The sequence below is a fragment of the uncultured Bradyrhizobium sp. genome (assembly GCF_936943645.1).
In the GTDB taxonomy this organism is placed as follows: domain Bacteria; phylum Pseudomonadota; class Alphaproteobacteria; order Rhizobiales; family Xanthobacteraceae; genus Bradyrhizobium.
This window is the reverse complement of the sequence record NZ_CAKZJO010000050.1, coordinates 137,650-156,287: the sequence shown is the minus strand read 5'-3', so window position 1 is coordinate 156,287 and position 18,638 is coordinate 137,650. Positions and strand designations below refer to the sequence as shown.

Annotated in this window: 21 protein-coding genes, 1 pseudogene and 1 riboswitch; of the genes and pseudogenes, 8 read left to right on the top strand and 14 right to left on the bottom strand. The window is 64.3% G+C overall.

Annotation, left to right across the window (positions count from 1 at the left end):
* Nucleotides 1-53: 53 nt before the first annotated feature.
* The 4 genes and pseudogenes from Q0743_RS09730 to Q0743_RS09715 form a co-directional block, all read right to left on the bottom strand.
* Nucleotides 54-389, bottom strand: coding sequence for a hypothetical protein (locus Q0743_RS09730; protein WP_298241312.1), 336 nt, complete (start codon nt 387-389; stop codon nt 54-56).
* A gap of 116 nt (nt 390-505) precedes the next feature.
* Nucleotides 506-928, bottom strand: a complete 423-nt coding sequence (locus Q0743_RS09725) for a PaaI family thioesterase (protein ID WP_298241311.1) — start codon at nt 926-928, stop codon at nt 506-508.
* A 237-nt stretch (nt 929-1,165) separates the two neighbouring features.
* A pseudogene (locus Q0743_RS09720) lies at nt 1,166-1,282 on the bottom strand (IS5/IS1182 family transposase); the annotation flags it as partial.
* Between the two features lie 182 nt (nt 1,283-1,464).
* Nucleotides 1,465-2,388, bottom strand: coding sequence for a LysR substrate-binding domain-containing protein (locus Q0743_RS09715; protein ID WP_298241310.1), 924 nt, complete (start codon nt 2,386-2,388; stop codon nt 1,465-1,467).
* A 484-nt stretch (nt 2,389-2,872) separates the two neighbouring features.
* Between Q0743_RS09715 and Q0743_RS09710 the strand changes: the two genes are divergently transcribed.
* Nucleotides 2,873-3,691 (top strand): alpha/beta hydrolase, encoded by an 819-nt coding sequence (locus Q0743_RS09710; protein WP_298241309.1) that lies wholly within the window; start codon nt 2,873-2,875, stop codon nt 3,689-3,691.
* Nucleotides 3,692-3,898: 207 nt separating this feature from the next.
* Here the strand turns inward: Q0743_RS09710 and Q0743_RS09705 are convergent, their stop codons facing one another.
* Nucleotides 3,899-4,303, bottom strand: a complete 405-nt coding sequence (locus Q0743_RS09705; protein WP_298241308.1) for a hypothetical protein — start codon at nt 4,301-4,303, stop codon at nt 3,899-3,901.
* Between the two features lie 163 nt (nt 4,304-4,466).
* Between Q0743_RS09705 and Q0743_RS09700 the strand changes: the two genes are divergently transcribed.
* Entirely contained in the window at nt 4,467-4,691 is a 225-nt protein-coding gene (locus Q0743_RS09700; RefSeq protein ID WP_298241307.1) for a hypothetical protein, read from the top strand.
* A gap of 235 nt (nt 4,692-4,926) precedes the next feature.
* Here Q0743_RS09700 and Q0743_RS09695 read toward each other — a convergent pair whose 3' ends face one another.
* A complete protein-coding gene (locus tag Q0743_RS09695; protein ID WP_298241306.1) occupies nt 4,927-5,169 on the bottom strand; it encodes a PilZ domain-containing protein in 243 nt (80 codons plus the stop codon).
* A 182-nt stretch (nt 5,170-5,351) separates the two neighbouring features.
* Here Q0743_RS09695 and Q0743_RS09690 point away from each other — a divergent pair, with 182 nt between their 5' ends.
* Nucleotides 5,352-5,645 (top strand): HdeA family protein, encoded by a 294-nt coding sequence (locus tag Q0743_RS09690; protein WP_174719055.1) that lies wholly within the window; start codon nt 5,352-5,354, stop codon nt 5,643-5,645.
* A 105-nt stretch (nt 5,646-5,750) separates the two neighbouring features.
* On the opposite strand, the gene Q0743_RS09685 is transcribed toward Q0743_RS09690, so the two are convergent.
* Entirely contained in the window at nt 5,751-6,215 is a 465-nt protein-coding gene (locus Q0743_RS09685; protein ID WP_298241305.1) for a PaaI family thioesterase, read from the bottom strand.
* Between the two features lie 363 nt (nt 6,216-6,578).
* Here Q0743_RS09685 and Q0743_RS09680 point away from each other — a divergent pair, with 363 nt between their 5' ends.
* Entirely contained in the window at nt 6,579-6,869 is a 291-nt protein-coding gene (locus Q0743_RS09680) for a hypothetical protein (RefSeq protein ID WP_298241304.1), read from the top strand.
* A 109-nt stretch (nt 6,870-6,978) separates the two neighbouring features.
* Complete coding sequence (locus tag Q0743_RS09675) at nt 6,979-7,233, top strand: hypothetical protein (RefSeq protein ID WP_298241303.1); 255 nt, start codon at nt 6,979-6,981, stop codon at nt 7,231-7,233.
* A gap of 24 nt (nt 7,234-7,257) precedes the next feature.
* Here the strand turns inward: Q0743_RS09675 and Q0743_RS09670 are convergent, their stop codons facing one another.
* Together Q0743_RS09670 and Q0743_RS09665 are read right to left on the bottom strand one after the other, a co-directional pair.
* Nucleotides 7,258-7,491 (bottom strand): hypothetical protein, encoded by a 234-nt coding sequence (locus Q0743_RS09670; protein ID WP_298241302.1) that lies wholly within the window; start codon nt 7,489-7,491, stop codon nt 7,258-7,260.
* Nucleotides 7,492-7,658: 167 nt separating this feature from the next.
* Nucleotides 7,659-7,844 (bottom strand): hypothetical protein, encoded by a 186-nt coding sequence (locus tag Q0743_RS09665; protein ID WP_298241301.1) that lies wholly within the window; start codon nt 7,842-7,844, stop codon nt 7,659-7,661.
* Between the two features lie 263 nt (nt 7,845-8,107).
* Here Q0743_RS09665 and Q0743_RS09660 point away from each other — a divergent pair, with 263 nt between their 5' ends.
* Nucleotides 8,108-8,365, top strand: coding sequence for a DUF2798 domain-containing protein (locus Q0743_RS09660; protein WP_298241300.1), 258 nt, complete (start codon nt 8,108-8,110; stop codon nt 8,363-8,365).
* Nucleotides 8,366-8,922: 557 nt separating this feature from the next.
* Here Q0743_RS09660 and Q0743_RS09655 read toward each other — a convergent pair.
* Together Q0743_RS09655 and Q0743_RS09650 are read right to left on the bottom strand one after the other, a co-directional pair.
* Nucleotides 8,923-9,090: a hypothetical protein gene (locus Q0743_RS09655; RefSeq protein ID WP_298241299.1), complete on the bottom strand. Its 168-nt coding sequence runs from the start codon at nt 9,088-9,090 to the stop codon at nt 8,923-8,925.
* Nucleotides 9,091-9,245: 155 nt separating this feature from the next.
* Complete coding sequence (locus tag Q0743_RS09650; protein WP_298241298.1) at nt 9,246-9,446, bottom strand: hypothetical protein; 201 nt, start codon at nt 9,444-9,446, stop codon at nt 9,246-9,248.
* A 276-nt stretch (nt 9,447-9,722) separates the two neighbouring features.
* Here Q0743_RS09650 and recA point away from each other — a divergent pair, with 276 nt between their 5' ends.
* Nucleotides 9,723-10,811 (top strand): recombinase RecA, encoded by a 1,089-nt coding sequence (gene recA / locus Q0743_RS09645; protein WP_018316624.1) that lies wholly within the window; start codon nt 9,723-9,725, stop codon nt 10,809-10,811.
* Between the two features lie 276 nt (nt 10,812-11,087).
* On the opposite strand, the gene gcvP is transcribed toward recA, so the two are convergent.
* Genes gcvP through gcvT form a run of 3 tightly spaced genes read right to left on the bottom strand, consistent with a single transcriptional unit; the run spans nt 11,088 to nt 15,496 of the window.
* Complete coding sequence (gene gcvP / locus Q0743_RS09640) at nt 11,088-13,955, bottom strand: aminomethyl-transferring glycine dehydrogenase (protein ID WP_298241297.1); 2,868 nt, start codon at nt 13,953-13,955, stop codon at nt 11,088-11,090.
* A gap of 17 nt (nt 13,956-13,972) precedes the next feature.
* The gene (gene gcvH / locus Q0743_RS09635; RefSeq protein WP_298241296.1) at nt 13,973-14,341 is read right to left on the bottom strand and encodes a glycine cleavage system protein GcvH; all 369 of its coding nucleotides are present in this window, start codon (nt 14,339-14,341) and stop codon (nt 13,973-13,975) included.
* 9 nt (nt 14,342-14,350) lie between these two features.
* A complete protein-coding gene (gene gcvT, locus Q0743_RS09630; RefSeq protein WP_298241295.1) occupies nt 14,351-15,496 on the bottom strand; it encodes a glycine cleavage system aminomethyltransferase GcvT in 1,146 nt (381 codons plus the stop codon).
* A gap of 144 nt (nt 15,497-15,640) precedes the next feature.
* A riboswitch (glycine riboswitch) is annotated at nt 15,641-15,731 on the bottom strand.
* Between the two features lie 220 nt (nt 15,732-15,951).
* Between gcvT and alaS the strand changes: the two genes are divergently transcribed.
* Nucleotides 15,952-18,633, top strand: a complete 2,682-nt coding sequence (gene alaS / locus Q0743_RS09625; protein ID WP_298241294.1) for an alanine--tRNA ligase — start codon at nt 15,952-15,954, stop codon at nt 18,631-18,633.
* The last annotated feature ends 5 nt before the right edge of the window (nt 18,634-18,638 follow it).

Below are 18,638 nucleotides of genomic sequence, written 5' to 3'. Positions count from 1 at the left end.
GAAAAGGACCGGACGACGATCGTCGTCCGGTCCTTTGCCTCAGCTCGCGGTCATTACCAGCGGTCGCCGCCGACACCCACGCCGACGCTGACGCCGGGCGCGCGAATGCCGACGCCGGCGCGCGGGCCGTCATCCCAGTCGCGATGATAGGTCCGGCGCTCGTAATAGCGTTCGCGCGGCACGTAGTTGTAGGAATCGCGCACGACCACGCGCGCACCGCCGCGGGTGCGATAGCAGCGGCCGGCGTCGTCGCAGACCAGCCGCACCTGCTGGATCAGCTCGGGGTTCGTGTATTCGCTGGTCGTATAGACGTCCGCGGCCTTGGCGCCGGTCGCGGCAGCCAGCGCGCCGACACCTGCCAACAGCGCAATCGTAAATGTCTTCATCATGTCCTCCTCCGAAACTGCCCTCGGCGGTAACAAGAAGGGGAGGCGGGGATCGTTCCCAGCCGATTTACAGGTTTTTCCCGGAACCGGATGCGTGCGCCACCTGTTCCGTTCCGGGGTCAAGCGGGAAAGATCAGGCATGTCGTCGTGCCGTGGGCGAGCAGCCGGCCCTTGCCGTCCGTCACGCGTCCATCGGCCGTTCCAATGCGACGGCCGCAATTGAGAACCTTACCCTCGGCCGTGATCGGGCCCTTCTCCGGCGTGATCGGCCGCAGCAGCGAAATCTTGAACTCGAGCGTGGTCTGAGTGATCCCCTTCTCCAGCATCGACTGGACCGCCAGCCCCATGCAACTGTCGAGCAAGGTGGCCGTGAGACCGCCGTGCACCGTGCCGGCCGGGTTGAGATGAGTGTCCGACGGCGTCAGCGCGATGACGACGCGGCCAGCGTCAGCCTCCACCACATCGTAGCCGAGGGTCTGGGCGATCGTGTTGAGAGGCAGGGTTCCGTTGGCAAGGCCCTGGACGAACTCCAACCCGCTCATTGCTTTTGTCGTTCGGCGTCGACCGTGCCATAGGTTCTGGTGACCATCGCGATATCCTCATCCTCACCCGTCGAAGTCGGACATGACGCGGCTATAGCGATGGCGATTTCGGAGTGCCAGCCTGATCCGATGACCAGGTCCGAAAACGACCGAAGCGGGCCGGACGTCGTTCCGCGATGGAGATCTAGGGGCGCGGACTCATAACGCTCGGCCAGCCATAGACGGATATTGCGAGTTGGCGAGGTGGTTTCGCGCGAGCCTGTCGCAGCGCGTCGCCACCCGACGGCATTGCTTGATCCTGTTGAAGAGTCGTTCGGCGCGGATGCGAGCGCGACAGAGGTAAGGGCTGAAGCACGCCGCGCGATTTGTTCGGCAGCATCGGCTCAATGGCAAACCACTCATTGTCCGTCAGTTCGTACCGCATGATTCCGGCGCCCTTCGGTCGAATGGCTTGGTCGCTATGCACCCGAACGCAGACCTATGCTCACCTCGAGTTTTGTCGTTCATGGCCCTTAGCGGACGTTTACCGTCGCCAGCTACTGAGCTTCAACGTATCGGATGATGCTCTGGTTCTGGACGTTCGCGACCAATTCATCCGTGCGGGATAAAAGCCGACGCAGCAAGGGCGACGGATTTGCCTGATTGTATCCCAAGGCCAAATCGACCGTTGGAGTGCCGCCCTCAAGCGCTCTGGCGACGACGTTCGGTGCCAGCATGTTCTGGGCATAGAGCGGGACGAGGCTAATTCCGCCCGTGGAGGCCACGAGCGACATGGCCGATGATATGTTTTCACCTTCATACTTCGCCTTGAGGGTAATGCCGACCCGGGATGCGTAGTTCTGTATGACATCCTGCAAGACAGGCGATGTTCTTGCCGAGCTGACATAGATCTCGCGGGCGAGATCCTGCGGACGAATTTTCTTCCGTGATGCCAGGCGGTGTTCGGCCGGCAGCACGGCAATTAAGGGCTCCTTTGCCAATATCTTGAAAACGACGCCGTCGTTGCCTTTTTCCGGACGAAGGAAAGCGATGTCCAGCTTTCCCCGCATCAATGCCAGTGCGAGTTCTGGCGAAGATTGCGTACTGAGCGTCACGTCGACATCGGGTGCTTCCTCGCGGAGCATACGCAGCAGCTGAGGGAGCCACATCACCTCCAGCCCGACGAGAAAACCCATCGAAAGGACGGGCCGTTGCGGTTGCGCTGTTTGCCGGGCGCCCTCCGTTGCGGCCTCAACCTGCAGCAGCGCCAGCCGCGCGTGATCAAGAAATACCCTTCCGGCGGACGTCAGCGTCACGCCTCGCGCCTGGCGCTCCAATAGCCGGACGCCTACTTCGGCTTCTAGATCGCGAATTTGCCGGCTCAGCGACGGCTGGGAGGTGTTCAGTCGCCGCTCGGCGGCGTTCAGCACGCTGCCTTCTTCAGCGACGGCAACGAAATAACGCAGGTGCCGGAGCTCCATGATCCCTCGTATGTCTTTCAGGCATAGCTTGAAGCTTACAAGGTCTTGGTCAGGAGCCAAAGAGGGATCTACCGTTTCGTGGTCTTCAACCAAGAGAAGGACAACGAACAATGTCTTCGCCGAAGCCTCGCATCGTCTTCAGAAAAGTGATCCCAGCACCCCAGGCCGGTCGGCACGGCGTGATCGCAATTCGGTACGGCCTCAACAATTCTGCAGCGCGATCGAGAGTGGTTTCCGTCATTTAACGGGAAATGCGCGCGAATGCGCAAAAGCGGCGAATAGCGCCGCGCCGGATCCGCCGACAACGCGTCGGCGATCGGGTGTTGCCACGGCAAGGGCGCGCCGGCGAGACCGCTGAACATCGTGTCTTTTGGGAAGCCAGGGGGCGCGATCTGTGGCCTGATCAGCTCGGGCTCGCTTGCTTTCTTCAGACACCCGTCCGCAAACCTTTCAATAAATCCGATAGCGCAGATGGAGCACCTCGATGCCCGAGATCACGACGACAGACGGCGTAAAAATCTTCTACAAGGATTGGGGATCGGGTCAGCCGATCGTTTTCAGCCATGGTTGGCCGCTGACAGCGGACGACTGGGATGCCCAGATGACGTTCTTCCTTCATCACGGGTATCGGGTGATCGCACATGACCGGCGCGGCCACGGCCGGTCCGACCAGCCCGGCACCGGCAACGACATGAACCATTGGGTTGCCGACCTCGCGGCTTTGACTGAGCATCTCAACCTGCGCGACGCGATCCACATCGGCCACTCCACGGGCGGCGGTGAGGTGGCTCGCTATGTCGCTCGGCACCAGGATCGCGTCGCGAAGGCGGCGCTGGTCGCTTCACTGACGCCGAACATGTACCGGAGCAAGGACAACCCGTCCGGTCAACCGCCGGAGTGGTTCGAAGCGATCCGGGCAGGTGTGTTGGGCAACCGGTCGGAGTTCTACCGTTTCGTCCCTGAGAATCCGTTCTACGGCTACAACCAGGAAGGGGCGAAGCCTTCGGAGGCGATCATTGCGAACTGGTGGCGCCAAGGCATGGCCGGCGGTGCCCTCGCTCATTACGCAACCGTCGACTCTTGGCTCGAAGATTATACCGAAGACCTCAAGAAGATCACCGTGCCGGTGCTGGTGATGCACGGCGAGGCTGATCAGGTCGTCCCGTTCGCAAGTTCAGTGCCGCGTGCGGTTGACCTACTTAAGAACGGGTCGCTGAAGACTTATGCCGGTTATCCCCATGGCATGCTCACCACGCATGCGGATGTCCTCAACCCCGACCTCCTTGCGTTCATCAGGTCTTGACCCGGCATCTCCCCACCGTCATCGCCTTTACGCACCAAGGAGATGCCGTTTGCAAGACGGCGTCTCCTTCCAGTTCAAGAGACGGTATGCGACAGCCGCGTTCGGCCCTTCTCGGAAGTCCGACAACGTCGGCTTCCCCGCCGCTGTTTGGGGGCAAGCGGACATCAGGTGCGCCTGTTCCTGGCAGGGGTTTTTGTGCGTACGCACCTAGATCGGCTCGTAAGCTTCCGTCCCGCAGATGTCCTCGGCCTCGGCGCGCCGGCGGTCGACCACTTTTCCGCCCTTGATGGTCACGATGTAGGTCTGGGCGCCGAGCGCACTGCCGGTCGCGGAGGTGAGCTGGGCGCGGACGCAGGCCGTCCAGCCCGGTCCTCGCACCTCACGATGAGGCGGGGCCACGTGCACTTCGCGCGGATAAGAGGTCGTGAGGAAGACGACATCGATCTGCTCGCGCACCAGTCGCTTGACGTCGGGAGGTGCTTCGGGCGGCGGCTGCTCGGCCTCCTTCATGCGCATGAACTCGGGCACCGGCGCGCGGCTGTCGGCAACGCCGCAGGCGCCGAGCGCGAGCGCGCCGGCGAGCAGCGCCGCATGAGCAATGATCCGCAACATTCCTGAGGGTCCCCTGCGGGCCAACAGATAGGCACGAATGCGATCCGGCGAAGTCCGGGCCGATCAAGTTTTGCTGAAGTCTCGGCTTGGGCCTGGAACCCGCGGCAATTGCTATTCCGCGATTGCAGGCTAGTTTCTACCCCAGAGGAAGGGGATTGCGCCAATGAGGTTTTTGGTCATTGCGGCGACCGTGCTGACACTGACTTGTGCTTCCGCACAGGCGCAGGGCCGGCGGCAACCCCAAGACTCCGCCAAGCCGGCGGACAACAAGCCCAAGGTCGACGAGAAGGCCTACAAGGCCGCGCTCGATCGTATTCCCGAGCCCAAGGACAAGTACGATCCCTGGGGCGGGGCTCGTCCGAGCGAACCCGCCAAGAAGTCGAAATAGAGTTAGGCTTTGCGTCGGGCCTGCGCATCGCACGCCGGCGCGCTTGCGGTGGACGGGCCAGCATCGCGACTCAGTCGCGCTTCGCCAATCGTTGCGTCAGCCACACTTACGGGATCGATCACGAGACGCCCGCGAGCGGCGCGCGCGAGCCTTGCGATGACGTCGCGCCTTGCTGCATCACGCGATCATCATCGTGATGTGGATGCGATGCGAACGATCGTTCACATCGCACGCGCTATTGCACAAAGGCGAGGCCGACGCGCTTGTCACTGCGCCAAACTGTGCGACAATTCCGGACGAAATCGTCGCACGCGATCGAGAGCGTGAGCGATTGCGGCAGCATGACGGGGGCGTCGAGGTCGATCGCCGCGCCACCCGCCGACATGTTTCGCACCGTGCAGGGAATGCCGCCGTTTTCGAAGGTGATCGTCCCACCCTTGAAAACACGGTGACGCTGCGCTGTACGCTTCTCGATCATCGGCGTCGATCCATCATCCTGATCGTGGAGTAGTGCATAGAAATTACGTTGAACTAAACTCAATACTGGCGCTACCTGAATGGCGTTTCAGACTTCGTTTACGACGTTCGCGCGGAGAGCCTCTCCGCCGACTTTCCCCGACAAGCCTTCTTTTAAGGCGCGATGCGCCAATGGAGATACTGATGAAGACCACGCTTTCGCTTCTGCTTGCCGCAGCGTTCTCGCTGTCGTCGATGCCGGCCCACGCCGTGAAGTGGGACCTCTCGACCATGACCTGCAAGCAATTCCTCGACAGCGGCGAAGACAACATCGCGGTCGTGCTGACCTGGATGGACGGCTGGTACAAGGGCGACGAGGACAACGCGATCATCGACACCGAGGTGTTCATCGACAACGCCAAGAAGTTCGGTGCCTATTGCGGCAAGAATCCGACCGTCAGCGTCGTCACAGCGGCCGACGAAATTCTCGGCAAGTAAAGCTCGCGAAGCTGGACGATCGAGGCGCGGTCGTCCAGTGCTTCGCTGGGATCGTGGAGAGCCGCGGTGCGCCTTGCGCGCACGCGGCTCTCGTTTTTTTGGCGATCAGCCCGGCAACATCGCGAACGCGCTCGAGACCATCGCCACCGGCTTGTTGTCGCCAGCCGAGAGCAGCGTGACGCGGCCAAAGCTCATGGTGCGCCCGAGCCGCACCACGCGCGCATCCGCCAGCACGTCCGCCGAGGACGCCGCGCGCATGAAATGCGTGGTCTGGTCGACCGTGGTCATGGGGCGATAGCCGCGATTGGCGGCCAGGATCGCGATCACCATCGCGGTGTCGGCAAGCGCCATCAGGGCCTGGCCGCAGACCACGCCGCCGTTCCGGCAGAGCCGCTCCGAGAACGGCATGCGCAGCAGTGCGCCCGGCTGCCAGTCCGGCGCATCCGCCGGCTGCGCGTGCTCGACGCGCTCGACGGCGAGGTTGAGGTCCTGGACCCAGGGCGCAAAAACCTCGCCGAGGATGCGTCTGGCGTCGGACAGGCCGAATTCGGCGTCTGGCTGCATCTGCATTGCTGTCGCACTCTCCCGTATTGCCGGATGTTTCGCCCCATTGTGCGCGCATCGGCGCGGCAAAGTCACCCGGTCTCGCTCCGTCCGGTCGGCTTGAAAATGCCCGACTTGGGCCGATATGATGGCTTGGTTGGGTAGGGGTGGATGATGTTGCGCCGGTGTGTCCTCTTGTTCTGCATGGCCGCGCTCGGCCTCGCGCTCAGCGGGTGCACCAAATGCGGCCCGATCTGGGACGACTGGCTGCATGGGCCCAAATCGTGCCGGTCGGATCGGCTATAGCGGGCCTCCAGCGGCCCCGGCGGCGGCGACAAGGATGACGAGGCGCGGGTGCTCCGAGCCTCATGAATGATCAAGGAGTGGACGATGAAGCTTTTCCGTTTGGCCGCGGTGCTGGCCGTGCTGGCGGGACCTGCCTATGCGCAAATGCCGCAGCTCAATTTGCTGCAGGACGCCCCGAGCAAGACCCCCGAGGAGAAGGCCGCGGAAGCCGAGCGTGACAAGGCCTACAAGGAAACGCTGAAGAAGATTCCGGACACCAAGGCGTCCAACGATCCCTGGGGCGGCATGCGCGCCGATCCGCCGAAACAGCCGGCGCCGAAGGCATCGGCCGCAACCAGCGCGCCGAAGAAGAAGAGCGGCACGGCCGCCAACTGACCGTCGCTCGGTTCCGGCAGGCCGACAGCGCCTTCCGGACGGGACTCCTCTTCGCTCGGCCGACGCCCTACATTTGGCTGAGCGTGAGTTGCGTAGAGGAGGGCAGGCGATGGCCGATCGTCCGCGGGATCTTGCCGAACGGATGGCGCGCCGACGCAAATCGGCCGGCAAGCCCGGCCAACCGGTCGGCGACGGCTATCTGCGCGAGACCTTCACATTGCCGCGTCTGGCCGCGCGGGAGAGGGCGCAGGCCTTTTTCGCCCGCTACCCCAAGGCCGGCTATATGAGCGCGGTCGAGACCTGGCGCGAACTGCCCGGCGGCGACATCCAATTCACCATGCGGCGGCTGCCCAGCGCGGATTAGAGCCGGCTTGATCCGAAGGTCTTGCTAGTCGAGGGATTCTGCGACGATACGGATCCGGAACACGGGTTCCTTGGCCTCGTCGAGCAGCTCCATCTGCCATTCGGAATTTTCCTGGAGCTTGCGGGCAATGCCGGCGGTCATGTCGGCACAGACGCTGGTCATCTCTTTCCAGGCCGAATCGCGATTGGCAAACTCCGTCGCCTGATCGGCGCAGCCGGAGTAACTGCCATTGCGGATTCGAAAGAAATAGAGCGGCATGGCTGGCACCGATCGCGCGCGTGACGGCCTCACCCCCAAGGCCATGGGCGCGCGCACTCCAATCCCAAACCGGCATCAGATCAATTCCGGGCGGCTACGGATCATGCTGCGGGGCTGGCCGTGGCGTCGCGGCGCAAGGTGCCGGGCGACAGTCCTAACCGGCGGGTTCAGTCCGTCCTGGATGATCGCTTCAGCTCACGGTCGATGCGCAGTTGCACGCGCCGAATCGCCAGCAGGTCAATCTTCGTCTCGGTCTTGCCGGACTTGACCTGCTCGCCGATCCGGAACTGCCATTGCCAGATTCCGGGAACAGCCGTCTTGGCGACGGTGAACTCGATGCCCCTGTGATTCATGGCGACCTCCCACGATTCACTTCCATGAGTGTTAACATGTTGATCGTCATGATATTCCGCAAGACAGGCAAAATCCGTAGACCCCCTCAGGTGCCCCGTGGTTCTCCGACCATGAACAGAGTTCCTGAGCTGCGTCCCGCTTGTGTTCGCGCTCCGCTTTGAAAACGCGTCCGCAAGGCTGGTTCCCGCCATGAGGCGACTTCCTACCAGCGGCGGCATATGCCTTGCTTGGTGTCACGACGGCAACCAAACATGGGCTCCACATGCTCGGCATTCCCCGCCGCTACAGTCATTTCGTCTTCGGGGTCATCCAGTCCGGACTGACCTCGCTGGTCGCGGCGGGAATCGCCAGCTTCCCTGCGGGCAGCACGATGATCTTCGTTGGACACTGGATGGTCTCGTGGCTGATCGCCTGGACCGCGATGGTGCCGATCGTGCTGCTGGCGGCGCCCGCGATCCGCGCCTTCGCGCTGCGCCTGACGCGGGAGGAGATGGATTCGACGGCGGGCGAGAAGGCATGAAAAAACCCCGCCTGGGCAGAGCCAAGCGGGGTCAGGAGTTATTGGAGGCTGAGGTGCTGGGCTGCAACACCATAGCCGCTTCACCCTAGCGGGCTCCGCTTACGGCAGCCTGACAGGTGGCGGATTTCCGCCCGAGGCCGCAGACAGGCCCCGCACCCGTCCAAATTTCGACATCCGTTCGCACAACTGCGGACACACAGGTCGGCAAGATTCCACATCGCTCGGCGCAGCCATGGGGGAACGTGGCACGCCGGCAACGGGGTGGCATCATGGACAACGTTGAGCGGTCATTCGCCGCCGCGACAGCGGCTGGCTTCGTCGTGCTGGTGATTGGATTAGTGCTGCTGGCACTGCTGTAGAAAGGTCCGCAAATGGCCGCCGCGCCCGCGACCTGGGCGCATGAGGCGTGTCCATCCCCAAAAAATTGCAAAACAACCCCATGCACAGTAGGCAGCATGTGAATTTCGTCGGTATATCAGTGGCTTAAATGGTGGTGTTTAAATACCCCTATGCGCTCGGCCCTGCGTTGTCGGGCCTTTGCCAGTCCCGGCGGCCCCCTAGTGAAGCTTGATTTCGTCGAGGGGAAGATGCAGCTCGCTGGCGCGCTCCAGGCGATCCTTCCTGCGGAACTCGTTTTCCTTGCGCTCGAACTTGATCATCTCGTCATGCGCCGCCTCCAGCAGAGGATTGCGCCGGATCGTCTCGCGTTGCTCGTTGTCCGTCATGACTGCCGTCCCCGGAGTTGCGGTCTCATCGGTGGAGAAGGCCTGAGACCGCGCGAAGGTTCGTTGCCGCAGGATTGCGGGTTTATGACGGCGACCGGGTACGCGGCTTCGATGCGCATCAGCTTCGGCGCGGGAGGGGCGTTGCGCCTGCGCGGCTATTTCGGCGGTTGCAGCCCCGGAGATTTGACCCAGTCGTGCAGATGGTTTGCCATCTCGGCCTGGCGCGCCTTCTTGAGGAGGGCGTCCCTCTCAGGACCGGGCGGCAGCCGGGCGGCATCCTCCTTGACCTGCTTCACCCATGCGGAGAGCCGGTCTTGAAGGGTCAGCTGTTGCTTGAACCGTCGTCGTTTGAACATGACACGCTCCTGTCCGTGCGAGGAAGGCGGGAGCGCAATCGGCGTTCTCATCACCGGTAGCAGCCACGGGTCCGTGCGGTGACGGTTCATTAGGGGGGAGGGCAGACCCGGAGTCTGTTCAATTGTGCGCACAGGGCGATTTGAGCTGTGGGGGTTCAAATCCGCAAAAGAACATATTGCGAACCTAGAACAAATGGGGTACATTGTTTTTATCGACGACCCGCTGCCTCACCGTTTGTCCCGCACCCGAATCCTCGCCATAAGGAGCACGACCCAATGTCCGCAACTGCCCTGCGTATCGTCGAAGGATCTTCCATGGACAAGAGTAAAGCTCTGGCCGCCGCGCTCTCCCAGATCGAGCGCCAGTTCGGCAAGGGCTCGGTGATGAAGCTCGGCAAGAACGACCGCTCCATGGACATCGAGGCGGTGTCGTCGGGCTCGCTCGGGCTTGATATCGCGCTCGGCATCGGCGGTCTGCCCAAGGGACGTATCGTCGAGATCTACGGGCCGGAATCCTCGGGCAAGACCACGCTGGCGCTGCACACGGTGGCTGAAGCACAGAAGAAGGGCGGCATCTGCGCCTTCATCGACGCCGAGCACGCGCTCGACCCGGTCTATGCGAGGAAGCTCGGCGTCAACATCGACGAGCTCCTGATCTCGCAGCCCGACACCGGCGAGCAGGCGCTGGAAATCTGCGACACCTTGGTGCGTTCCGGCGCGGTGGACGTGCTGGTGGTCGATTCGGTTGCGGCGCTGGTGCCGAAGGCCGAGCTCGAAGGCGAGATGGGCGATGCGCTGCCGGGTCTGCAGGCGCGTCTGATGAGCCAGGCGCTGCGCAAGCTCACGGCCTCGATCAACAAGTCCAACACCATGGTGATCTTCATCAACCAGATCCGCATGAAGATCGGTGTGATGTACGGCTCGCCGGAAACCACCACCGGCGGCAACGCGCTGAAGTTTTACGCCTCCGTCCGCCTCGACATCCGCCGCATCGGCGCGATCAAGGAGCGCGACGAGGTGGTCGGCAACACCACGCGCGTCAAGGTCGTGAAGAACAAGCTGGCACCGCCCTTCAAGCAGGTCGAGTTCGACATCATGTACGGCGAGGGTGTCTCCAAGATGGGCGAGATCCTCGATCTCGGCGTCAAGGCCGGCATCGTCGAAAAGTCGGGCGCCTGGTTCTCCTATGACAGCCAGCGTCTTGGCCAGGGCCGCGAGAACTCGAAGGCCTTCCTGAAGGCCAATCCCGACATCACCGCCAAGATCGAGACCTCGATCCGGCAGAACTCCGGCCTGATCTCCGAACAGATCCTGGCCGGCACGCCCGAGAGCGACGCCGACGGCGAGGAGCCGGCGGACGAGTAAGACGAACCGCGAAAGCTTTTCGCGAGGAGCGGGCGCTGAAGACGTTGAGTTGCCGACGTCGTCAGCGCCCGTTTCGTTTCGCGGTATGCGTCGATCAGGTGGTGCGATGAAGCGTCTGATGCCGGCGAAGCCGATTCTTGGTTGTGGTCTAGAGACGCGCTCAGTGCCGTAGTGTGGGCAAAGGCGCGTAAGCGCCGTGCCCACCGCATTTCAACGGGGACGAAACTGGTGGGCACGCTTGCGCTTTGCCCACGCTCCGAGACCTCCGCCGCGGCCTTACTCCGCCGCTTCCGCGTAATCGCTCACGGGCGGGCAGGAGCACACGAGGTTACGGTCGCCGTAGACGTTGTCGACGCGGCCCACCGGGCTCCAATATTTGTCGGTACGCGAGACGCCGGCGGGGAAGCAGCCTTCGCTGCGGCTATAGGCGCGCTTCCAATCGTCGTCGGCGATGTCGTGCACGGTGTGCGGAGCATGGCGCAGCGGTGACGCTTCGATCTTGAAGCGGCCGGCCTCGACCTCGGCGATCTCCTTGCGGATCGCGATCATGGCATCGCAAAACCGGTCCAGCTCGGCCCTGGATTCCGATTCGGTCGGCTCGATCATCAGCGTCCCCGGCACCGGGAAGCTCATGGTGGGCGCGTGGAAGCCGTAGTCGATCAGGCGCTTTGCGATGTCGTCGACGGTGACGCCTGAGGTCGTCTTCAGCGCACGGGGATCGACGATGCACTCATGGGCGACGCGGCCTTTTGCGTTCTTGTAGAGCACCGGGAAGTGCGGATCGAGACGCGCTGCGATGTAATTGGCGTTGAGGATCGCGATCTCGGTGGCGCGCTTCAATCCTTCGCCGCCCATCATCAGGATGTAGATGTAGGAGATGGTCAGGATCGACGCCGAGCCGAACGGCGCGGCCGAGACCGGGCCGACAGGAGCTTCAGCATTCGTCCCCGGATGACCCGGCAGGAACGGCGCGAGGTGCGCCTTGACGCCGATCGGACCCATGCCGGGACCGCCGCCGCCATGCGGAATGCAGAAGGTCTTGTGCAGATTGAGATGGCTGACATCGGCGCCGTAATCGCCGGGCCTGGACAGGCCGACCTGCGCGTTGAGGTTGGCGCCGTCGAGATAGACCTGGCCGCCATGGCCGTGCACGACGTCGCAGATCTCGCGAATGTGTTCCTCGAACACGCCGTGGGTCGAGGGATAGGTGATCATGACCGCGGCGAGGTCGTTCGAATGCTTCTCGGCCTTGGCGCGGAGATCATTGACGTCGACGTCGCCGTTCTTCTCGCAAGCGACCACCACCACGTCCATGCCGACCATCGCGGCCGAGGCCGGATTGGTGCCGTGGGCGGAGGAGGGGATCAGGCAGATCTTGCGGTGGCTCTCGCCGCGCGCGGCATGATAGCCGCGGATCGCGAGCAGCCCGGCATATTCTCCTTGCGCGCCTGAATTCGGCTGCAGCGAGATTGCGTCATAGCCGGTGATGTCGCACAGCCATTTTTCCAGCCGCGCGAACAGCGCGTGATAGCCGCTCGCCTGCTCGCGCGGCACGAACGGGTGCAGCGTCGCAAACTCCGGCCAGGTCAGCGGCATCATCTCGGTGGTCGCGTTCAGCTTCATGGTGCAGGATCCGAGCGGAATCATCGCGCGGTCGAGCGCGAGGTCGCGATCGCTGAGCTTGCGCATGTAACGCAGCATCTCGGTCTCCGAGCGATGCGCGTGGAACACCGGATGGGTGAGGAACGCGGTGGTGCGCTTCAGATCCTCCGGCAGCGCCTCGCGCGTCTCCGCATCGATCTCGGCATAGGCGAGGGTGCCGCCAAAGGCGCGCCAGACCGCTTCGACCGTCGCCGGCGTCGTGGTCTCGTCGAGCGCGATGCGCAGCGCAATTTCGCCGACGCCGAGATTGATCTTCTCGCTACCCGCACGCGCGACGATTTCGGCGCGCTTGGCGCCGGCATCGACGCTGAGCGTGTCGAAGAAAGCTTCGCTGCCAGGCGCAAAGCCGAGCTTGCGCAGGCCGGCGGCCAGCACGGCGGCGCGGCGATGCACGTTGCGTGCGATCTGGGTCAGGCCTTCGGGGCCGTGATAGACCGCGTACATCGAGGCGATCACGGCGAGCAGCACCTGTGCGGTGCAGATGTTGGAGGTCGCCTTCTCGCGGCGGATATGCTGCTCGCGGGTCTGCAGCGCGAGCCGATAGGCCGGCGCGCCGCGGGAATCCACGGAGAGGCCGACGATGCGGCCGGGCAGCGAGCGCTTGAGCGCATCGCGCACCGCCATATAGGCGGCGTGCGGTCCGCCATAGCCCATCGGCACGCCAAAACGCTGTGCCGAGCCGATCGCAATGTCGGCGCCGAGCTCGCCGGGCGAGGCGAGCAGGGTGAGCGCAAGCAGGTCGGCAGCAACGATCGCGAGCGCACCCTTGGCCTTCAGCGTGGCGATCGCGGGCCGGAGGTCGCGCACCGCGCCGGAGGAGCCGGGGTATTGCAGCAGCGCGCCGAGCACGTCCGCCTTGTCGAGATCGGTGAGGGGATCGCCGACAATCAGGTTCCAGCCCAGCGGTTCGGCGCGGGTGCGCATCACGGCCAGCGTCTGCGGATGCACGTCCTTGTCGACGAAGAAGGCCTGCGCCTTCACCTGCGAGTGCCGCTCGGCGAGCGCCATGGCTTCGGCCGCGGCGGTCGCTTCATCGAGCAGCGAGGCGTTGGCCACGTCGAGCCCGGTGAGGTCGCAGATCATGGTCTGGAAGTTGAGCAGCGCTTCCAGCCGGCCCTGGCTGATCTCCGGCTGGTAGGGCGTGTAGGCCGTGTACCAGGCCGGGTTCTCCAAAATGTTGCGCTGGATCACCGCGGGCAGGATCGTGCCGGAATAACCCTGGCCGATCAGCGAGGTGAAGACCTGGTTCTGACGCGCGAGCTCGGTCATGTGCGCGATCGCCTCGGTCTCGCTCAAGGGCTTGCCGAGATCGAGCGGAGCGGCCTGCCGGATCGAGGCCGGCAGCGTCTCCGCCATCAGGGCATCGACGCTCCTGGCGCTGACGGTCTCCAGCATGGCGGTGACGTCGCGCGCCGACGGGCCGATATGGCGGCGAACGAAACTGGCGGCGGTTTCGCCGTTGGTCTTGCGGTGCGCGGTCATCGCTTGCTCCATTGTCCCTACGCCGTATGTGCCTTGTAGGCGGCTTCATCCATGAGGCCGCCGAGCTCGCTCTTGTCGGCCATCTTGATCTTGAAGAACCAGGCCTTGCCTTGCGCGTCCGAGTTCACCAGCGCCGGCTCGGCGGCGAGCTCGGCATTGGTCTCGAGCACTTCGCCGGTCACGGGCGCGTAGACGTCGGAGGCGGCCTTCACCGACTCGACCACGGCGGCGGCCTCCGCTTTCTTCAGGGCGCGGCCGACCTTGGGCAATTCGACGAACACGACGTCGCCGAGCTGCTGCTGGGCGTAGTCGGTGATGCCGACCGTGGCGACATCGCCGTCGATCGCCAGCCATTCGTGGTCGGAGGTGTACAGCGTCGTGGTCATTTCGAATCCTCAGCGTTTGTAGGTGTTCTTGACGAAGGGCATCGCGGCAACAGTGAGCGGCAGGCGCTGGCCGCGCACCTCGGCGAACAGCTTGGTGCCGAGTGCGGCGAGAGGCGTTGGCACGTAGCCCATCGCCACCGGCGCACTCAGGCTCGGGCCGAAGCCGCCCGAGGTGACTTGTCCGATCGGCGCGCCGCCCGCCTCATCCGCAAACAGCAGCGCGCCTTCGCGCACCGGTGCGCGCCCTTCCGCGCGCAGGCCGACGCGGCGGCGGGATGCGCCCTGATCGAAATGGGCGAGGATCTTGTCGGCGCCGGGAAAGCCGCCGGCGCGCGCGCCGCCAGAGCGGCGGCTCTTCTGCACCGACCATTCCAGCGCGGCCTCGACCGGCGTGGTCGCGGTGTCGATGTCGTGGCCGTAGAGGCAGAGCCCTGCTTCCAGCCGCAGGCTGTCGCGGGCCCCGAGGCCCATCGGCATCACGTCGGGATCATCCAGCAGCAGCTTGGCGAGGCGTTCGGCATCGGCAGCCGGAGCCGAGATCTCGAAACCGTCCTCGCCGGTGTAGCCGGAGCGCGAGACGAAGCAGTCGATGCCGGCAACCTTGTGCGGGCCGGCATCCATGAACTTCATGGACGGCGCCGCTGCACATAATTTCGCCAGCGCGGCTTCCGCCTTCGGGCCCTGCAACGCGACCAGCGCGCGGTCGGCGAGCGGCTCGATGACGCAGTCCTCGGAGAGATTCGCGCGCAGATGCGCCTCGTCGGCGTCCTTGCAGGCGGCGTTGACGACCAGGAACAGGTGATCGCCGAAATTGGCGACCATGAGATCGTCGAGAATGCCGCCATCCGGATTGGTGAACTGGGCGTAGCGCTGCCGTCCCGGCGCGATCGCCACGATGTCCTGCGGCACCAGCCGTTCCAGCGCGCGGGCGGCGTCCTCGACCTTGCCGGATTTCGGCCGAAGCGCGATCTGGCCCATATGGGAGACGTCGAACAGGCCGGCTTTGGTGCGGGTATGGAGGTGCTCTTTAAGCACGCCCGCAGAGTATTGCACCGGCATGTCATAGCCGGCGAACGGCACCATCTTGCCGCCCATGGAGACATGAAGGTCGTAAAGGGGCGTTCGCTTCAGGGAGTCTTGGTCGTGCGCTAGCATCTTAGGGGGCCCTCGGCGGTTCCCCGGGGACGATTCCCTGAGGACACCAGACGAAGCCCCATCTGTCGCTGTGCCTGAGAGTATTATCCCGTCGGCGGACGCTGGCGGGTCTAGACCCGTCGGCGCCTCTTTCCAGATGCTGTCAAAGCCACGCGGTCCTTTTGCCTGAGAGTTTCCGGGGCGGTTGCTCCTTCGGCGCCGGCTGCCTAAAGCCGGTCTCTCCCGACGTGGCCGTACGATACAGATGGGTACAGACCACAAGCCGGCCAAGCCTGTCAACGCGTCAGCGCGTCCTATCCAACGGATTGAGCGCCTGCGGCAACCCTCTGATCTCCTTGCACAGTTTCTGGACAGGAAAGCTGGCCTTGTCTAAAAGCGCTTTGCCCCGCAGATAACAGCCTTAATGTCTGGTTTGGATGCGTATTGCGGGTCCAAGCACACCCGATTGGATGAACATGAGCGGCGTCAACGAGATCAGGTCGACCTTTCTGAACTTCTTTGCCGAGAACGGGCACGAGGCCGTGGCGTCCTCGCCATTGGTGCCGCGCAATGACCCGACCTTGATGTTCACCAATGCCGGCATGGTGCAGTTCAAGAACGTCTTCACCGGCGTCGAGAAGCGGCCCTATCAGCGCGCCACCACGTCGCAGAAATGCGTGCGCGCCGGCGGCAAGCACAACGACCTCGACAATGTCGGCTACACCGCGCGCCATCTCACCTTCTTCGAGATGCTCGGCAATTTCTCGTTCGGCGACTACTTCAAGGAGCGCGCGATCGAGCTCGCCTGGAAGCTGATCACTGAGGAGTTCGGGCTCAAGAAGGACAAGCTGCTCGTCACGGTCTACCACACTGACGACGAGGCGCATGGGCTCTGGAAGAAGATCGCCGGCTTCTCCGACGACCGCATCATCCGCATCCCGACCTCCGACAATTTCTGGGCGATGGGCGACACCGGGCCGTGCGGCCCGTGTTCGGAGATCTTCATCGACCGCGGCGAGCACATCTGGGGCGGCCCTCCGGGCTCGCCGGAAGAGGACGGCGACCGCTTCCTCGAATTCTGGAATCTCGTGTTCATGCAATATGAGCAGGTGACGAAGGAGGAGCGCGTTGATCTGCCGCGTCCCTCGATCGACACCGGCATGGGCCTCGAGCGCATGGCCTGCATCCTGCAGGGCGTCGAGAGCGTGTTCGAGACCGATCTGTTCCGTCACCTGATCGACGCGACCTCGTCCGCGCTCGGCAGCGGGCCGAACGAGCAGACCATCGCCTCGTTCCGCGTCATCGCCGACCATCTGCGTTCGTCCGCCTTCCTGGTCGCCGACGGCGTGCTGCCCTCGAACGAGGGCCGCGGCTATGTGCTGCGCCGGATCATGCGCCGCGCGATGCGCCATGCGCAGCTGCTGGGCGCCAAAGAGCCTCTGATGCATCGGCTGGTCTGGGCGCTGGTCCGCGAGATGGGCCAGGCCTATCCTGATCTGATGCGCGCGGAAAACCTGATCGAGGAAACGCTGCGGCTGGAAGAGACCCGCTTCCGCAAGACGCTTTCGCGCGGCCTTGCCATTCTCGATGAGAAGTCGGCGGGCCTGAAGAAGGGCGACATGTTCGACGGCGACGTCGCCTTCACGCTGTACGACACCTACGGCTTCCCGCTCGACCTGACGCAGGACGCGCTGAAGTCGCGCGGCATTGGCGTCGATCAGTCGGCCTTCACCGACGCGATGGAGCGCCAGAAGGCCAAGGCGCGCGAGTCCTGGAAGGGGTCTGGCGAGGCGGCCTCCGAGGCGATCTGGTTCCCGCTGCGCGAGAAGCTGGGTGCGACCGAGTTCCTCGGCTACGAGACCGAGAGCGCCGAAGGCGTGGTGTCCGCGCTGGTGAAGGACGGCGCCGAGGTTGCGAGCCTCAAGGCCGGCGAGACGGGTGCGATCGTGCTGAACCAGACGCCGTTCTACGCGGAGTCCGGCGGCCAGGTCGGCGACACCGGCGTGCTCACGGGCGAAGGCGGCATCAAGTTCCGGGTCACCGACACGCAGAAGAAGCTCGGTGATTTCTTCGTTCACGTCGGCACGGTTGAGGGCGGGGAGCTCAAGCTCGGCACCGCGCTGCAGCTCGAGGTCGATCACTCCAGGCGCTCGTCGATCCGCGCGCATCACTCGGCGACGCATCTCATCCATGAAGCGCTGCGCCAGGTGCTCGGCGACCACATCGCCCAGCGCGGCTCGATGGTCGCCCCTGATAGGCTGCGCTTCGACTTCGTGCATCCGAAGCCGATCACGGCGGAAGAGCTGGCCCGCGTCGAAGACATCGCCAACGACGTGGTGCTGGAGAACGACGAAGTCACCACGCGCGTGATGGGTGTGGATGAGGCCCGCGAAGCCGGCGCGCGCGCGCTGTTCGGCGAGAAATACGGCGACGAGGTCCGTGTCGTCTCGATGGGCCGGACCGCGCGCGAGCGCGGCGCCAATGCGCTCGGCTGGTCGGTCGAGCTCTGCGGCGGCACGCATGTCAAGCGCACCGGCGACATCGGCCTGATCACGCTCACCAGCGAGAGCGCGGTGGCCTCCGGCGTGCGCCGCATCGAAGCGCTGACCGGCAACTACGCGCGAAAACACGCCAATGACACCATGGCGCTGGCGAAGACCGCGGCGAACGAGCTGCGCACCTCGCTCGACGACGTGCCGGCGCGCATCGCCGCGCTGATGGACGAGCGCAAGAAGCTCGAGCGCGAATTGTCCGACGCCCGCAAGAAGCTGGCGATGGGCGGCGGCGCTTCGGCCGGCAGCAATGGCGCAGCGAGCGGCGTGCGCGAGGTCGGTGACGTCAAGCTGATGGCGCGCGCGGTCGAAGGCATCGAGATGAAGGATCTCAAGAGCCTTGCCGACGAGGCCAAGAAGCAGATCGGCTCCGGTGTCGTCGCCATCGTCGGCGTCACCGAGGACGGCAAGGCCGGCGTCGTGGTCGGCGTCACCGCCGACCTCACCGCGCGCTTCAACGCCGTCAATCTGGTCAAGATCGCCTCCGAAGCCCTCGGCGGCAAGGGCGGCGGTGGCCGGCCCGACATGGCGCAGGCCGGTGGCCCCGACGGCGCCAAGGCGACCGAGGCGCTGGCGGCGATCGAAAAAGCGATGGCAGGCGCTTGACTGTC

Coding starts and splice junctions, on each gene's coding strand:
- gcvP (WP_298241297.1), bottom strand. CDS start 13,955: ATGACCGCGCACCGCAAGACCAACGGCGAAACCGCCGCCAGTTTCGTT.
- Q0743_RS09730 (WP_298241312.1), bottom strand. CDS start 389: ATGATGAAGACATTTACGATTGCGCTGTTGGCAGGTGTCGGCGCGCTG.
- Q0743_RS09705 (WP_298241308.1), bottom strand. CDS start 4,303: ATGTTGCGGATCATTGCTCATGCGGCGCTGCTCGCCGGCGCGCTCGCG.
- Q0743_RS09665 (WP_298241301.1), bottom strand. CDS start 7,844: ATGAATCACAGGGGCATCGAGTTCACCGTCGCCAAGACGGCTGTTCCC.
- Q0743_RS09660 (WP_298241300.1), top strand. CDS start 8,108: ATGCTCGGCATTCCCCGCCGCTACAGTCATTTCGTCTTCGGGGTCATC.
- Q0743_RS09670 (WP_298241302.1), bottom strand. CDS start 7,491: ATGCCGCTCTATTTCTTTCGAATCCGCAATGGCAGTTACTCCGGCTGC.
- recA (WP_018316624.1), top strand. CDS start 9,723: ATGTCCGCAACTGCCCTGCGTATCGTCGAAGGATCTTCCATGGACAAG.
- Q0743_RS09725 (WP_298241311.1), bottom strand. CDS start 928: ATGAGCGGGTTGGAGTTCGTCCAGGGCCTTGCCAACGGAACCCTGCCT.
- Q0743_RS09655 (WP_298241299.1), bottom strand. CDS start 9,090: ATGACGGACAACGAGCAACGCGAGACGATCCGGCGCAATCCTCTGCTG.
- Q0743_RS09710 (WP_298241309.1), top strand. CDS start 2,873: ATGCCCGAGATCACGACGACAGACGGCGTAAAAATCTTCTACAAGGAT.
- Q0743_RS09715 (WP_298241310.1), bottom strand. CDS start 2,388: ATGGAGCTCCGGCACCTGCGTTATTTCGTTGCCGTCGCTGAAGAAGGC.
- alaS (WP_298241294.1), top strand. CDS start 15,952: ATGAGCGGCGTCAACGAGATCAGGTCGACCTTTCTGAACTTCTTTGCC.
- Q0743_RS09675 (WP_298241303.1), top strand. CDS start 6,979: ATGGCCGATCGTCCGCGGGATCTTGCCGAACGGATGGCGCGCCGACGC.
- gcvH (WP_298241296.1), bottom strand. CDS start 14,341: ATGACCACGACGCTGTACACCTCCGACCACGAATGGCTGGCGATCGAC.
- Q0743_RS09685 (WP_298241305.1), bottom strand. CDS start 6,215: ATGCAGATGCAGCCAGACGCCGAATTCGGCCTGTCCGACGCCAGACGC.
- Q0743_RS09680 (WP_298241304.1), top strand. CDS start 6,579: ATGAAGCTTTTCCGTTTGGCCGCGGTGCTGGCCGTGCTGGCGGGACCT.
- Q0743_RS09690 (WP_174719055.1), top strand. CDS start 5,352: ATGAAGACCACGCTTTCGCTTCTGCTTGCCGCAGCGTTCTCGCTGTCG.
- Q0743_RS09700 (WP_298241307.1), top strand. CDS start 4,467: ATGAGGTTTTTGGTCATTGCGGCGACCGTGCTGACACTGACTTGTGCT.
- Q0743_RS09650 (WP_298241298.1), bottom strand. CDS start 9,446: ATGTTCAAACGACGACGGTTCAAGCAACAGCTGACCCTTCAAGACCGG.
- gcvT (WP_298241295.1), bottom strand. CDS start 15,496: ATGCTAGCGCACGACCAAGACTCCCTGAAGCGAACGCCCCTTTACGAC.
- Q0743_RS09695 (WP_298241306.1), bottom strand. CDS start 5,169: ATGATCGAGAAGCGTACAGCGCAGCGTCACCGTGTTTTCAAGGGTGGG.